11 protein-coding genes and 1 pseudogene are annotated in these 14,585 nt (G+C 65.2%); 6 read left to right on the top strand and 6 right to left on the bottom strand.

All coding sequences use genetic code 11. The features are described from left to right. Nucleotides 1-94: 94 nt before the first annotated feature. The 4 genes from Q1L50_RS07675 to Q1L50_RS07660 form a co-directional block, all read right to left on the bottom strand. The gene (locus tag Q1L50_RS07675) at nt 95-2,296 is read right to left on the bottom strand and encodes a thioredoxin domain-containing protein (protein ID WP_300337262.1); all 2,202 of its coding nucleotides are present in this window, start codon (nt 2,294-2,296) and stop codon (nt 95-97) included. 96 nt (nt 2,297-2,392) lie between these two features. Continuing rightward, nucleotides 2,393-3,658 (bottom strand): ergothioneine biosynthesis protein EgtB, encoded by a 1,266-nt coding sequence (gene egtB, locus Q1L50_RS07670; protein WP_300337260.1) that lies wholly within the window; start codon nt 3,656-3,658, stop codon nt 2,393-2,395. 282 nt (nt 3,659-3,940) lie between these two features. Beyond that, nucleotides 3,941-4,666 carry a sulfite exporter TauE/SafE family protein gene (locus Q1L50_RS07665; RefSeq protein WP_300337258.1) on the bottom strand — a complete coding sequence of 242 codons (726 nt, stop codon included), beginning with the start codon at nt 4,664-4,666 and terminating at the stop codon, nt 3,941-3,943. 342 nt (nt 4,667-5,008) lie between these two features. Next, nucleotides 5,009-5,452 (bottom strand): universal stress protein, encoded by a 444-nt coding sequence (locus Q1L50_RS07660; RefSeq protein ID WP_300337256.1) that lies wholly within the window; start codon nt 5,450-5,452, stop codon nt 5,009-5,011. A gap of 703 nt (nt 5,453-6,155) precedes the next feature. Between Q1L50_RS07660 and Q1L50_RS07655 the strand changes: the two genes are divergently transcribed. Together Q1L50_RS07655 and fabI are read left to right on the top strand one after the other, a co-directional pair. Beyond that, complete coding sequence (locus Q1L50_RS07655) at nt 6,156-7,403, top strand: cation:proton antiporter (protein ID WP_300337255.1); 1,248 nt, start codon at nt 6,156-6,158, stop codon at nt 7,401-7,403. A 486-nt stretch (nt 7,404-7,889) separates the two neighbouring features. Continuing rightward, complete coding sequence (gene fabI, locus Q1L50_RS07650; protein WP_300337253.1) at nt 7,890-8,723, top strand: enoyl-ACP reductase FabI; 834 nt, start codon at nt 7,890-7,892, stop codon at nt 8,721-8,723. Between the two features lie 194 nt (nt 8,724-8,917). On the opposite strand, the gene Q1L50_RS07645 is transcribed toward fabI, so the two are convergent. Together Q1L50_RS07645 and Q1L50_RS07640 are read right to left on the bottom strand one after the other, a co-directional pair. Then, complete coding sequence (locus Q1L50_RS07645; protein WP_300337251.1) at nt 8,918-10,102, bottom strand: acetate/propionate family kinase; 1,185 nt, start codon at nt 10,100-10,102, stop codon at nt 8,918-8,920. A gap of 1 nt (nt 10,103) precedes the next feature. Next, nucleotides 10,104-10,382, bottom strand: a complete 279-nt coding sequence (locus Q1L50_RS07640) for a phosphate acyltransferase (protein ID WP_300337249.1) — start codon at nt 10,380-10,382, stop codon at nt 10,104-10,106. A 77-nt stretch (nt 10,383-10,459) separates the two neighbouring features. Between Q1L50_RS07640 and Q1L50_RS07635 the strand changes: the two genes are divergently transcribed. The 4 genes and pseudogenes from Q1L50_RS07635 to Q1L50_RS07620 form a co-directional block, all read left to right on the top strand. Then, on the top strand, nt 10,460-10,831 hold the full coding sequence (locus Q1L50_RS07635; RefSeq protein WP_300337247.1) for a hypothetical protein: 372 nt from the start codon (nt 10,460-10,462) through the stop codon (nt 10,829-10,831). A 765-nt stretch (nt 10,832-11,596) separates the two neighbouring features. Beyond that, a complete protein-coding gene (locus tag Q1L50_RS07630) occupies nt 11,597-12,166 on the top strand; it encodes a lipid-binding SYLF domain-containing protein (protein ID WP_300337246.1) in 570 nt (189 codons plus the stop codon). A gap of 415 nt (nt 12,167-12,581) precedes the next feature. Then, the gene (malQ, locus tag Q1L50_RS07625; RefSeq protein WP_300337244.1) at nt 12,582-14,153 is read left to right on the top strand and encodes a 4-alpha-glucanotransferase; all 1,572 of its coding nucleotides are present in this window, start codon (nt 12,582-12,584) and stop codon (nt 14,151-14,153) included. 323 nt (nt 14,154-14,476) lie between these two features. After that, nucleotides 14,477-14,585 (top strand): annotated as a pseudogene (locus Q1L50_RS07620) (IS1595 family transposase); the annotation flags it as partial.

Raw genomic sequence — 14,585 nt, 5'->3', positions numbered from 1 at the left:
CGCAGCTTAACAGAAAGCGTCTCTGGTCAGTCGGTTGTTGGGGTTGCGATACAGCCTTAGGCAGCGTAGTCCCGTACAGCGCCGAGAGCGGTCCTCAATCGGCGACAGCGCGCAACTGAGCTTCGAGCGCTGCCGGTTCGCCGACCGGCAGCTCACAACGACCACGACGGCACACGTAGGCTGTCGGGCGACCCGCCTGCGCCACCTTCCCGCGGACAAACGGGACGACCTCCGCCAGCGTTGCGATCACCGACTCCGAACCGGCAGCGAGCACCCGCGACGGCAGGTAGGTGCGACGCAAGACCGCCAGCAGCGAGGCAGCCGCAGCCGCCTCCCCGTCGGGCCAGACCAGAACGACTTCGCTCGGCGTACCGGCGAAGAAATCAAGGGCCTGGAGTGCCTCGGTCATCACCAACGGTCGTTCACGTAGTACCTGCGCGTGCGCACGGAAGCCGCGCTCGGCGACCTGCCGCCAGCGCTCATCGTCCGTGAACACGTTCAGGCGCAGCGCGTTCATCAGTGCGACCGATGTTCCCGACGGTTCGGCGCCATCGTAGGCCGGTTTCTCGCGCGCGATCAGCGTCTCGTGGCGGTTGCCGGTCATGAACCAGCCGCCGGCCGGGTCGGCAAACAGGCGCTCGGTCGCCTGCGCCAGGGCCAGTGCTTCACGCAGCCAGCGCGCGTCAAAGCTCGCCTCGTAAAGATCGATCAGGCCAGCAGCCAGGAACGCGTGATCGTCGAGAAAGGCGGTCTGGCGTGCCTGGCCATCCTTGAAGCTGCGCTGCAGGCCGCCGTCGGCGGTACGCAGCTGGGTGAGCAGGAAGTCGGCGGCACGCGCCGCGGCCGCCACATAGCGCGGCTCATCGAGAACGCGTCCCGCCACCGCCAGCGCCGAGATCATCAGGCCGTTCCAGGCGGTGAGAATCTTGTCGTCGCGCAAGGGCGGTAGGCGCCGCGAGCGGACCGCGTAGAGCCTGGCGCGCGCGCCAGCCAGCCGCGCCCAGCAGCTTTCGTCGGGCCGCGGAACATTGAGGATCGTCCGGCCTTCCCAATTGCCAGCTGCCCGCACATCGTAGTGTGCGAGGAACAGGCTGGTCGTCTCGCGGCTGCCGAGGCTGTCGAGTTCGCGCCGGATCTCCTCCTCGGTCCACACGAAAAAACGTCCTTCCTCACCTTCGGAATCGGCGTCGGTGGCGGAATGAAAAGCGCCGCCGGAGTCGCGCATCTCGCGCAGAACGCAGTCGCAGGTTTCGCGCGCAACCCGCGCAAAGTCGCCGCGGCCGCTGACCTGGAAGGCCTCTACGTAGGCAACGACCAGCAAGGCATTGTCGTAGAGCATCTTCTCGAAGTGCGGTACCAGCCACCGCGCGTCGGTCGAGTAGCGGTGAAAGCCGCCAGCGAGCTGATCATAGAGTCCACCCGCGGCCATTTTCTCGAGGGTCAGGCAGGCCATTTGCAGCACATCGGCGTCGCCACTGCGGTGATGGTGGCGCAAGAGCAAGCGCACCGGAACATGCGAGGGGAACTTTGGCGTCCGCCGAAGTCCACCGTGCTCAGCGTCGAACGAGCGTTTGAAATGGTCGACGGTGGCGTCGATCAACGCCTGCGCGGGCGGCACCTCGTCACTCGCGGCAGCAGCCACCGGCTGGCCCTGCAAGTCCTGCCGAACGGCTTCGCGCAGCGCCGCAGCGGCCTTGCCGACACGATCCGGATGCGCATGGAAGGTGTCGGACAGGTCGCCGAGCAACGACAGGAAACCACGCCTCGCACTTCGGTCGCCGTCGCGCGGCGGAAAATACGTGCCGCCGTAGAATGGCTCGCGCGCGACGTTCAGCCAGACGCTCATCGGCCAGCCGCCCGAACCGGTCAGCTGTTGCACGGCGCTCATGTAGACTGCGTCAAGGTCCGGGCGCTCCTCGCGGTCGACCTTGATCGCCACGTAGTGGCGGTTGAGAAAAGCGGCAATCTCCAGGTCCTCGAAGGATTCGTCCTCCATGACGTGGCACCAGTGGCAGGTCGAATAGCCGATCGACAGGAAGACCGGCCGCCCGAGGCGCCGTGCTTCGGCGAAGGCCTCGTCACCCCATGGAAACCAGTTGACCGGATTGTGCGCATGCTGCCGCAGGTAGGGGCTCGTTTCCAGCGCCAGGCGGTTGGTGAACCGCGGCCGCCCGTGCTCGTCGAGGTGATGCGTACGCGCGACGTACTCCGGGCCACGCCGGGCGACCGCCGCGTCAAGCCGGCGCAACAGTTCCGCAGGAAAGGCCTCGCTCCCGGGCGGAGTACGTTCAGTCATTTCAGGCTCCCCTTGCTCCACCAACTTTCGACTCGGGACCACTCGGGCAGTCAGCGGGCAAGACCCGCATGGCGCCCATCGACTTCCTCGGACACTTCAGCGCAGCGCGTCTTTGGCCAGGCGCAGCCCAGAAAACTGCCAGCGCGCGGCCGGCGGGAAGAAGTTGCGATAGCTCGCCCGGCCATGCCCCGCCGGCGTCCCGCTGCTGCTGCCGCGCAGCACCACCTGCCCGACCATGAACTTGCCGTTGTATTCGCCAACCGCCCCGCCCAGCGGCCGGAAGCCGGGGTACGGGTCGTACGACGAGCGCGTCCATTGCCACACCTCGCCGTCCATCTGGGTGATCTTCGGCGCGCCGTAGGCGGCCTCCCACTCGAACTCGGTGGGCAAGCGGGCACCGGCCCACTCGGCGTAGGCCGCGGCCTCGTAGAAGCTGATCTGGGCTACCGGCGCCGCCGCGTCCAGCGGCTGCACACCGTGCACCCCGAACACCTGCCAGAGCTCCGACGGCGCCCGCGGGTCGCCCGGCGCCAACCAGTACGCCGGCGCCCGCCAGCCCTGCGCCTGCACTGCCGCCCAACCGTCCGACAGCCACAGCTCGGGGCGCCGATAGCCGCCGTCGGCGATGAACAGCGTGTAATCACCGCAGGTGACCAGTCGGTCCGCGATCAGGAAGGGGGGCAGGAGCACCTGGTGAGCAGGTGTTTCGTTGTCGAAGGCAAAGCCTGCGCCGCGATGACCAACCGTCGTCACGCCACCGGGCAACTCCAGCCAGCGCACGGCCCGCGGCTCGACACCCGGACGCAGCACGGGTGCGTCCCCAGCCAGGTAAGCCGGCAACAGCGGATTGCACCAGAACGCATGCACGATGTCGGTGACGATCAACTCCTGGTGCTGCTGCTCGTGGTTCAAGCCCAGCTCGAGCAGCGGCGCGGCGTTCTCCCAGGCGCTGGCGCCGGCACCGGCGATCAGCGACAGCATCGCCGCATCGACACGCTCGCGATAAACGTGCACCTCGGGCAGCGACGGCCGGGTCAACAGGCCACGCTGTGGTCGCGGGTGGCGAGGGCCCAGTGACTCGTAGTAGGAATTGAACAGGTGCAAGTATCGCTCGTTGAAAGGCCGGTAGCCGGCGGCGTGCGGCTGCAGTAACACGGCCTCGAAAAACCAGCTGCTGTGCGCCAGATGCCACTTGGTCGGGCTGGCGTCAGGCATCGACTGGATGCACTGGTCCTCGGCCGACAGCGGCGCCGCAAGCGCCAGGCTGTGCGCGCGCACCTCGCGATAACGTTGCGCCAGGTGCTCACGCCGGGACGCGTCGGCGGAAGACCCCACTCTTCGGGACAAAGCTGTCTCGGACATTTCGCAATCCTCCGTGGGATGGGCGGGCGGCGCCGGATCGCCGCCATGCGCGGCGCTTGGCTTGCTGCACTCGCCCCTCGCCCCTCGCTGATCGCCGCCAAGTCATTACAGCACAAAAGCGAAGTCGCTGCCGGCTGCGGAAACCGCAAGGGGATCTCCCTTCCATGCCGGGACGACATGGGTTGCGCGGCGTCCTGCGGTGCGTCGAGTTGAGTGCGCAACCCGCCGTTGATGCCCGGCGACCGGCGGGCATGGAAGGTACGACGCGCCTTGCGCCCGGCGTCAACCCTGACTGGCCGCACGGGCCACCATGAAAAGACCAACCATCGCCATTGCCGAGAAGAAGCACTTGCGAAAGATGTCGGCGTTGAGCCGGTGCCTGACCGATTGACCGAGAAGCATACCCGCCAGGGCGGGCAGAACAGCCAGGGCTGATTGCGTCGCGATAGCGCTGGAGTAGCTGCCGGCGGCGACCAGACTCGCCGCCAGAGCCACGGTTGACACCGTGAATGACAGCCCGAGAGCCTGAATGAGTTCATCCTTGCTCAGACCGATGGCGGTGAGGTAGGGCACGGCAGGAACGACAAAAACGCCGGTTGCTCCGGTCAGCAGGCCGGTCAGCAGACCAACCAGCGGCGACAGCATCGGTTGCAGGCGTAGCGGTACCGAAAGACGCGGAAGAAATAGGCCGGCCAGCGCATAGAGTGCCAACACCGAACCCAGAGCGATCGCGGGCCAGCGTGCTGACCCCGAAGTCAGAAAGCCAATCGCCAGGGCGGTGCCTACCGAGACGCCCAGCATCATCACGCCAAGACGCCGCAGCAGCGCGAGGAGATCGCGCCCGTCCAGCAGTTGCCACAGATTGGTGAGCAGCGACGGCACGACCAGCAGCGCGGCCGCTTGTACCGGCGGCATCAACAGGCCGAGCGCACCCATGGCCACGGTTGGCAAGCCCATCCCGACGACACCCTTGACCCACCCGGCGAGGACGAAGGTGAGTGCGACCATTAGAAGGAAATCGAGATCTGGAGGCATCTGACATGGCGCCGGTACGGGAGGGCAACGGCTTAGCGAGACCTTGCGCGCGCACCGCCGACCGCACGACGAGTTGTCGATCCGACGGTTCCATCAATACGGTGACTGGTCCTGTGCCGGTCGGGCTTGTCACAAGTATTCGAAACGGCGCAGTCGGAACGCACGCGCCGCGCGACCGACTACCCGGGTGTTCTGGAAAGCCGCCGCGAGCCACGCGCAAACTGGCCGTGGCGCAACGCATCGCGGGCCATCCAATGGCGCCAACGGCGGCGCCGGCCCGCTGCGCATCTTCGGCGACGGCGAACGATGGTCGCGCTATCGGTAGACAATCACCGGCACCGGTGCGTACGACAGCACCTTCTGTGTGACGCTGCCAAGCAGCAGCTTCTTGAATTGGCTACGACCGCGCGAGGCGATGAAGACGGCGTCGCACTTCTTCTTTTTCGTCGCCTCGATGATCCCCTCGTACGCAGACGCTGGCTTGGTGATGAGTCCTGAATACGGCACACCGGCAGCTGCAGCTTCCCTGGAAATCTCATCGAGGTATTTCTCTCCCGTGGTCCGCGCCAGCCGGTCGAGCGTGTTCAACATGCCCTTGTCGATGAGATCGCCGTCGCCAAAGACCGAGGGCGGCAAGATCAGGATCGCGTAATAGCCGGTGACTTTCGCTCCCACGGCCTGCGCGAGCTTGACGCCGGCCTTGATGGCTTTGCTCGATACGGCCGAACCGTCGGTGGGAATGAGGATGTTCTTGAACATGTCGCGTTCTCCAAGTAGTTGTCAGGCGGCGCGGGGCATGCCTCCTGTCCCGTTCCCGGTGCACGGAAACCGCCACCTCAATGCCACTTCTCCTGCTCGCGAGCGGAGAACTGGCGCTGCGCACGCAGGCGCGCTCACAGCCCCCGGCATCCCCGTCGTCCAAATGCGCCGGAACGATCAGAATGGCAAAGGTGCTGCAAGCAGTATATGAGCCCCGATGAATTCCGGTCAATCCGAAGGACAAGCGGCCAGCCCCTGAAGCATCAACGCGAAAGCACGGCAAGAGCAGCGTCTGGCGGCGGCTGGAGAACGTCGTGTTCGCCAAGGGCGCTACCGGATCACCGTCAGCGGGCTCAAGGCCGGCGCGACTTCGGCGTCGACCACCCCGATAGCAACGCTCCACAGGCGACCCGGTGACTGCCGACGCCCGACCGCCGCCGGCCAACGGAGTCATACTTCAGGGCCGCGGCCATGGGCGGCTTATTGACGGTCCTGGATGGCCGGGTCAGAATCGAGCCCCCCTTCTCGACCAGTGTCTGCGCAGCTGAATGAACCGGGGCCGTCCAGCAACAATCCGAATTCTCGGAACGACGCGGGAGCGGCTATTTCGAACCAGGTACCGGGTCAGTGATCCGTAGCCGGCCCGCTGTTCAAGCTCGTGCGTCAGCGCCCGGTTGATCGCTGTTCGCCTTGGGAAGCCCACATGGTAATCGCCGCCGCATTCATTCTCCTGGTCTTCGGCTACAGCCTGGTGTCGCGCAGGCTGGAGAGCACGCTGATCACCGCGCCGATCATCTTCACCGCGGCAGGCGCGCTGATGTTTCTTGTCCCGGAAACGTCGAGGGAACTGTTCATCGATCGCAAGGCCTTGCTGCTGATCGCGGAAGTCGGCCTGGTAATGACCTTGTTCACCGACGCTTCGCGCATCAACCGGAAGGCCTTGAGCGACAACCGCAGGTTGCCGGTGCGTTTGCTCAGCACCGGCATGCTGCTCACCATCCTCTTGGGCGCAGCTGCAGCCATGGCGTGCTTTACCGGCCTGTCGTGGTGGGAGGCCGGCATCCTCGCGGCGATCCTCGCGCCGACCGACGCCGGCCTCGGCCAGATCATCGTCAACAGCCCGCGGGTACCGGCGCGCATCCGGCAGGCACTGAACGTCGAGGCCGGGCTCAACGACGGGCTGGCGGTGCCCTTCCTGATGCTGTTCATCGCGCTCGCCGCAACGCTTGAGGAAGGCATCCGTCCGCGTGGCGTGCTCGCGCAATTTCTCCTTGAGCAGATCGGCTACGGAACCGCGATCGGGCTGGCGATCGGGCTTGGCGGCGGGATGCTGATGGGGCTGGCGCAGCGTCGGCGGTGGATGTCGCCCGAGCTGGGTCAGCTGGGGGTGGTGGCGATGCCGCTGCTGTGCCTACTGGCCGCCGAGGAAACGGGAGCGAGCATGTTCATCGCGGCCTTCATCGCGGGCCTGGCGGCGCAGCTCGGCTTCCCGAAGGTGGGCCGTCACAGCGTCGAGTTCACCGAAGGCTGGGGCCAGATGTTCGACTTCTTCGTCTTCTTCCTCTTCGGTCTGCTGTTCGCACGCAACTGGCACGATTTCACGCCGGCCACCCTGCTCTATGCGCTTCTCAGCCTGACCGTTGTGCGCATGCTGCCGGTGGCAGTTGCCGTTGCCGGCATCGGACTCAGTCGCGCAACGGTGCTGTTCCTCGGCTGGTTCGGGCCGCGCGGCCTGGCGTCGATAGTCCTCGGGTTGGTCTACCTGGAGCAGCAGACCAACCTGCCGGGCGAGGATACCGTTCGTCTGGCGGTGATGGCTACGGTGCTGCTCAGCGTCGTCGCACACGGTCTGAGCGCCAAGCCCGGCATCGAGCGCTACGCTCGCGACTGCGACGCGCTAGCGCCGGATGCGCCGGAGCACACGGTCGTCGACGGGACGGTCGACAAGTAAGGGACACCTCCCTGCTGCCAGCGGCAGCGTCCACGTCGGCAGCGTCCCGGCCGCTGGCGGAATCAGCATCGTGGGCGCCACCTTCTCAATGACTGGCGGCAACTCGTCGTCACGGAAGTCCCGGCAATCGAGCCGCCCGGTGCGACGAACACAAGGACGAGCGACATCGGCGACTACCAGCCGGAGCACGGTGGCAAGAGCGCGCAACCGACATGAGCGAAGTTAACCCTGCGCGGTGGACATCCTGCGACGCACCAGACTGCCCGAAAAGGCAGGGTCCCAAGCGCCTGCGGTACAATGCCCACAAATGCCGGCTCGGCGATCGAACGTTCCCCGGCGACAACGCAGGCGGCGACGGAGACGCACAACGACCGCAAGACGGGGCCGCAACGCAAGCCCGCCAGCGGCTGCGGCGTATCGCCCGGCAGCCAACACCCCATCCACCCAACTCCATCCGAAACCCCCACCCGAGAAGGAGTACGATCAATGACACAAGCGAACCCGACCGAGGTTTTTTTCCGCGACCTCGAGGAGAAGGTGAAAGGCCCCGCTGGCGCGCTCGACGGCAAGAAAGCACTGGTGATCGGCATCGCCAACGACCAGTCCATCGCCTATGGCTGCGCGCTCGCTTTCCGCGCGCTGGGTGCCAGCGTCGCGATGACCTATCTGAACGAAAAGAGCAAGCCGTACACCCAGGCGCTCGCCGATCACCTTGGCGTCGACCCAGCGCTATACCTGCCCTGCGATGTGCGTATCCCGGGACAGCTTGAGGCCGTTTTCGACGCGATCGACAAGAGCTGGGGCCAGCTCGACATCGGCCTGCACTCGATTGCCTTCGCGCCACGCGAGGATCTCCATGGCCGCGTCACCGACTGCTCCCGGGAAGGATTCCTGATGGCGATGGACGTCTCGTGCCACTCGTTCATTCGCATGGCAAGACTCGCCGAGCCGCTGATGAAGGAAGGCGGCTCATTGTTCACGATGAGTTACTACGGCGCCGAGAAGGTGGTCGATCGCTACAACCTCATGGGCCCGGTCAAAGCGGCTCTGGAGGCGTCGGCACGTTACCTCGCCGCCGAACTGGGCCCGAAGGGGATTCGTGTGCACCCGATCTCGCCGGGCCCGATCAAGACCCGGGCGGCGACCGGCATCGACCGCTTCGACGAGCTGATGGAACTCGCCGCGACGCGCGCGCCGAGCCGCATGCTGGTCACCATTGAGGACGTCGGCATGGCCACCGCCTTCCTCGCCTCCGACTACGCGAAGCTCATCACCGGCGAAACGATCCACATCGATGGCGGCTACCACGTCGTCGGCTGAACGAAGCCGGCATGCCGCTCTTGGGCGCGTGAGTCCATTGGTCGCCCAGGCGGTGAACGGGCGCGACTACGCGCGTTCGGAGGCTCGATCTGCGTTGCCAGAGAGTCCCGCCTGGCCACACGACGCCTACCGCCAGCACGCGCGGATGATTCGTAGCGCCTGGTCGGCGCCTGGGTCCGCCACCGGCAGGGTGATCACAGGCCCAGCAGCTGCCGGGTGTGACGGGCGATCATCAGCTCTTCGTTGGTCGGCACCACCCAGGCCGAGACCCGGCTGCCGATGCGGCTGATGCGCGGGCCGCCGCGCTCGTTGGCCGCCGGGTCGAGGTCGATGCCCAGCCAGATCGCCTGTTCGCAGACCAGTCGACGGATAAAGGCGCTGTTTTCGCCAATGCCGGCGGTGAAGACGACCGCGTCCAGGCCACCGAGCACCGCCGCGAGTCCACCAAGTTCGCGGCTGATGCGATAGACGAAGTAAGCGATCGCCAGCCGGGCGCGCGGCGACTCACTCTCCTGCAGAACGCGCATGTCGTTGCCGATCCCTGACAGGCCGAGCAGGCCCGAGCGCTTGTAGAGCAGATCCTCGACGTCTCTTGCGCTCATCCCTTCCTGTTGCAGCAGATAGAGGATGATGCCCGGATCCAGGTTGCCCGGCCGCGTACCCATCATCAGTCCGTCGAGCGCGGTGAAGCCCATCGAACTGCCGACGCTGCGACCGTCGTGCATCGCGCACATGCTGGCCCCGCTGCCGAGGTGGGCCACCACGACCCGCCCGGTCGCGACTTCCGGCGCGATGTCCGGCAGGGTCGCCGCAATGTACTCGTAGGACAGGCCATGGAAGCCATAACGCCGGATCCCGCGCTCGTAGTATTCGTAGGGCAGACCATAGAGCTGCGCGACCTCGTCCTGAGTGCGGTGAAAAGCGGTATCGAAGCAGGCGACTTGCGGCAACCCCGGCCTCCCCTGCTGCACAGCACGGATAGCGGCGAGGTTGTGCGGCTGGTGGAGCGGCGCCAGCGGCATGAAGGTATCGAGCTTTTCCATGGCTTGCGGCGTGATCAGCAGCGGCGCAGAGTAATCCGGACCGCCATGCACCACGCGATGGCCGACTCCCGCGAGTTCCTGCCCCGCGAAGCGGGAACCCAGCAGCGTCGCAATTTTCTGCAAAGCCTGCGCGTGGTTCGCGACGTCGCTTGTCGTCGACCGCTCATCGGCAATAACCACGCCGTCGGCACCCTTGGCTCTGAGTCGCGGGGCCGTGCCGAGCCCTTCGACCTGGCCGACGGCCATGGCCCGTAGAGCACCAGAAACGCCGACGTCGAAGACTGAAAACTTCAGGCTCGACGAACCGGCGTTGAGTACCAGAAGTGCGTTTCCCATTTCAGCCTCCTGTTTTCGTCGGGCTCGGCACCAGTGCGGCACTCGCCATCAGGCAGGTAACGGCGCACGAGTCGAGTTTGGCGCGCCGGTTGTCGGCACGGAAGGTGAGTTGCTTGGCGTGAATGTGGCCGGCGGCGAGGTCGGGAACGACAAGGATGTCCGGATCGCCGGCGACCACCGACTCGCTCTTCTTGATCCGCGCGACTTCCTTGCTGATCGCGTTGTCGAGCGCCAACGGGCCATCGAGAATGGCGCGGGTGATCTGGCCGCGGTCGGCCATCTGGCACAGGGATGCACCACCGCCACCGATACCGGCGGCAGCTTCGCGCAGCGCTCGACAAAACTGTCGAATCGGTCATGGCTCTGGATCGAGACCTGCGCAGCATCCGGGCGGTCCATGATAGTCCGGGTAGCGAGGGCGATAACTCTGGCGACACCACTCATGATCGTCTCGCCGCGGGCGTTGACGCCCTGGCAGTCGAAGGTCACCCGGCGCGTTTGGGCAAGTTTCTCGCGTGCCGTGATTCTGATCGTGACCTCCTCGCCGATGGCCGGCGGCGCGTGGAACTCGCGATCCTGCCCGGCGTACACCGTGCCCGGGCCGGGCAGCGCCTTGCCGAGCAATCCCGAGATCTGTGCGCCCAGCCACACGCTGTGTGCGCTGAACTCTGTGCCGCCGAATTGTTTCACCAGTTCGAGAGCGAGGCGGGTCGGATTGCCGTCGCCTGAAACGGTCGCAAAGAGCTGCACGTCCCGGACGGTCAGCGTGCGGCTGACGCTCGCCGCATCACCGATATGGATTTCGTCGAAGCAACGATTCTCAAGGGTCTCTGCGCGCATCATGTACTCATCATGGGATAGGGTGCTTGCTGGTGGGGGACACCACCCCTCCAGTTGAGCCAGATTTACATCCGGACACCCCGGGCGGAGTCTGTCGGCGGCTGGCCGGGCAGGCATTCTCCTTGCCCGACATGGCGCCACAGTCCGATCGACACGCGGGGGCGGGCAAACAGGCTTGATTATACTAGCAGCCAGCGACCAGTCGCCGCGCAACCGGCGACTGGTCTGGGCATCCGCTTGCACTGCCATCAAAGCGCACCAAACAGGCAACGGCTGCCAGGAGATGAGCTTTGCCCTCGCGCGGACATCATGCCAAGCACGCTTGCGGTGCGCGGGATGGCCACTGGTCCAGCGTCCGCGTCGGCGGACTGCATGAATGGCTTCAAGTCACCCAGGCAGGATGACGCCGGAAGTAGTACGGACAAGGTTTTCGGTGGACTACTCGTGCGCGTATCCGGGAACGCAACGCAGACTTTCCGACCTTCGCCTGCCCCTCTACGGTCCCCGAGGTCGGCCGTGCGAGAAACCATGCTGTGTGGCGGACATCGTGCTCTTGAAGCGAGCTGCCGCAGCATGGTTTGGCTTATGATGACGGCTCTGCGAGCCGGGCACACCGCCTGCTTGTCTCAACAACCATTTTCGCGGAGTGACGATATGGACAAGGCATTTGTTTCGCAAGTCTCTCAAGCATCACGGTGGTTCGTGATAGTCGTAATCACGGCTTTGCTGGCCCCGGTTAGCGCCATCGCGGCAGACCGCGCAGCGCTCGAACGAGACGCGCGCAACCTCTACCAGAAGCTGACCGCCAAAGTCCCGGCGGCGAAGGCGTTGTCCAGAGATGCTGTTGCGGTGCTGGTTTTTCCGAAGATCACCAAGGCCGGTCTCGTCGTCGGCGGTCAGTACGGCGACGGCGTACTCTTGAAGGGCGGTAAGGCAGCAGGCTACTACAACACCGCCGGCGCTTCGTATGGACTGCAAGCCGGCGCACAGCAATACAGTTATGCAATGTTCTTCATGAACGAACACTCGCTCAAGGCCCTGAACGAGGCCGATGGCTTCGAAATCGGCGTTGGCCCGTCGGTGGTGGTAGTGGACCAGGGCATGGGCAAGTCGCTGACCTCCACAACCGCGCAAGACGACATCTACGCATTCATCTTCGGCCAGACCGGTCTGATGGCGGGCATTGGTCTGCAGGGCAACAAGATTACGCGCCTGAACGAGTAGTGTTTCTGACCGAGCACCCGCCCACGCGGCTGTGCCAACGGTGAACGGTGGCGGCGGATCGCAGCCACCTCCAACAAAGCCACGCCAGCGATCCCCGGAATGCCATCACCCATCTGCCGTTCTCGACGGTGACGCGCTGTGCTGCCCTGGGGCTCGCTGCGCACACTGCTCAGCCGCCCGCAGCACTTTCCGCGGCAGGCCGTCGAACTTGGCTTGCACTGCAAGCGCAGGCACCCGATACTGCCCGCCGTATGCAACTCATCACTATCTGACTCGCTATCGCGTGCCAGCGGTCGTCGCCTGCCGCCCTGCTCCAGGGTACAAGCGGGCGCGACCGTGCGCCAGGACGCCACTTGACGCGGTGCCTTCGCCAAGCAGCGGTCTCGACTGCCATAAGCCAGAACAAAGGACCAGCATGACGACTTCAGTTCCCCGCCAGAGCGGCATTCTGCTGCACCCGACCTCGCTACCCGGCCCGCATGGCTCGGGTGACCTCGGCGCTGCCGCCCACCACTTCATCGACTGGCTGGCTGCGGGTGGCCAATCGCTGTGGCAGGTCTTGCCCCTTACCGGGGTCGGACCGGGAAACTCGCCGTACTCCAGCCCGTCCGCTTTTGCCGGCAGCGAACTGCTGATCAATCTGGACCAGTTGCACAAGGCCGGCTGGCTGAGTGAAGCCGACCTGGCGGAGACGCCTGCCTTCCCCGAACAACGCATTGATTACGCGACGGTAAGACCCTTCCGGATGCAGCAGTTGCGGCGTGCCGCCCAACGCTTCTTCGCTGCCAAGAAATCCCCCGAGCATGCGGCATTTGCCGCCTTCTGTGCCGATGCTGGTGCGTGGCTGGACGACTACGCACTGTTCATGGCGCTCGATATCGCCTACGGCGGCGACGGCCGGATGTGGCAGGACTGGCCCGCCACCCTGGCTCACCGCCAGCCCGACGCCGTACACCAGGCGCAGCGCAAGCACGCCGGCGAAGTCAACTTCTGGAAGTTCTGTCAGTGGTGCTTTTTCGACCAATGGGCAGCGCTCAAGGCCTACGCCAACTCCCGGCGGGTCAAGATCATCGGCGACCTGCCAATCTTCGTGGCCGAACACAGCGCCGATGTCTGGGCCAATCCGGGCCTGTTCGACCTCGATGAACACGGCCACCCGCGCGTCGTTGCCGGCGTACCGCCAGACTACTTCAGCGAAACCGGGCAGCGCTGGGGCAACCCGCTCTATCGCTGGTCGGCACATGCCGCCGAAGGCTATCGCTGGTGGGTGGAGCGCATGCGGCAAACAATGAAGCTCTGCGACATTATCCGGATCGATCATTTCCGTGGATTCGAAGCCTACTGGGAAATCCCGGCGACGGCGGAAACCGCGATCGACGGGAAATGGCAACCGGGACCAGGCGAAGCGGTATTCGCCGCCATGCGCCGCGAGCTCAGCGACGATCTGATCGACGAGCACGGCAAACTGAAGATCATCGCCGAAGACCTCGGGATCATTACCCCGGCCGTCAAGAAGCTGCGCCACGACGTCGGACTGCCCGGCATGCGCATCCTGCATTTCGCCTTCGGCGACGACGCCAGGAATCCCTACCTGCCGCACAACTACGACGCCAACTCGGTGGTCTATACCGGCACCCACGACAACGACACCACCTGCGGCTGGTGGGAATCGCTGCAACCGCACGAACAGGACCGGGTACACGCCTACCTGGGGGTATGCAGCAGGAATGCCGAAGAGCTGTGCTGGTATCTGATCCGCCTCGCGTTCTCGTCGGTCGCCCGGCTTTGCATCATCCCGATGCAGGACGCGCTCGCCCTCGACAGCACGCACCGCATGAACCAGCCGAGCGTTGGCGAGGGATCGTGGGAGTGGCGCTATCGCCGCCAGCAGGTCCAACCATGGCATGCCGAACGCCTCGCCGACCTCACCCGCGTCTACGGCCGCGACCACGCCAGCAACCGCTCCGATGAAACGAGCGAAGGCTGAGCTTGGCATGCCGGCGAGCCAGCCGGCGCAGCCTTCAAACCCCGCCAGCGCCCGAAGAGTCAGCAAGTGACCCTGCCCTCGCCCGCGCTGAACGCCATTTACAATCCCCTGAACTCCGGGGAGTTCCTTATCGAGCACCTCCCGACCGTTCCCTCGGCGATCAGCGGTACGTGGGCGCCGCGGCGCTCATCCGCTGGCGGCCACCTGGCGGGGACATCAATCCTCCTGATTAGCGCTATTCTTCAGCCGCTCGCCTGACTGGCTCATCATATGAGTCAGCCGGAGGTTAATCTGATCCCTGTCGAAGCGAGAGGAGAACAGAGATGGCCAAGATGAACCGAATCCAGTTTCAGCCTGGGTTGAGCATTGACGAGATGCTGCGGCAATACGGTACGGAAGAACAGTGCGAGGCGGCGTTGGAACAGAGTCGCT

It is taken from the genome of Accumulibacter sp., from assembly GCF_029255145.1.
Taxonomy (GTDB): Bacteria; Pseudomonadota; Gammaproteobacteria; order Burkholderiales; family Rhodocyclaceae; genus Accumulibacter.
Note: the sequence above shows the minus strand (reverse complement) of the source record. Positions and strands in the feature narration are given on the sequence as shown.

Bases quoted from the DNA above. Each gene is read 5' to 3' on its own strand.
- egtB (WP_300337260.1), bottom strand. From the start codon at position 3,658: ATGTCCGAGACAGCTTTGTCCCGAAGAGTGGGGTCTTCCGCCGACGCG.
- Q1L50_RS07660 (WP_300337256.1), bottom strand. From the start codon at position 5,452: ATGTTCAAGAACATCCTCATTCCCACCGACGGTTCGGCCGTATCGAGC.
- Q1L50_RS07630 (WP_300337246.1), top strand. From the start codon at position 11,597: ATGGACAAGGCATTTGTTTCGCAAGTCTCTCAAGCATCACGGTGGTTC.
- Q1L50_RS07640 (WP_300337249.1), bottom strand. From the start codon at position 10,382: ATGGCCGACCGCGGCCAGATCACCCGCGCCATTCTCGATGGCCCGTTG.
- Q1L50_RS07645 (WP_300337251.1), bottom strand. From the start codon at position 10,102: ATGGGAAACGCACTTCTGGTACTCAACGCCGGTTCGTCGAGCCTGAAG.
- Q1L50_RS07655 (WP_300337255.1), top strand. From the start codon at position 6,156: ATGGTAATCGCCGCCGCATTCATTCTCCTGGTCTTCGGCTACAGCCTG.
- fabI (WP_300337253.1), top strand. From the start codon at position 7,890: ATGACACAAGCGAACCCGACCGAGGTTTTTTTCCGCGACCTCGAGGAG.
- Q1L50_RS07665 (WP_300337258.1), bottom strand. From the start codon at position 4,666: ATGGTCGCACTCACCTTCGTCCTCGCCGGGTGGGTCAAGGGTGTCGTC.
- malQ (WP_300337244.1), top strand. From the start codon at position 12,582: ATGACGACTTCAGTTCCCCGCCAGAGCGGCATTCTGCTGCACCCGACC.
- Q1L50_RS07675 (WP_300337262.1), bottom strand. From the start codon at position 2,296: ATGACTGAACGTACTCCGCCCGGGAGCGAGGCCTTTCCTGCGGAACTG.
- Q1L50_RS07635 (WP_300337247.1), top strand. From the start codon at position 10,460: ATGGCTCTGGATCGAGACCTGCGCAGCATCCGGGCGGTCCATGATAGT.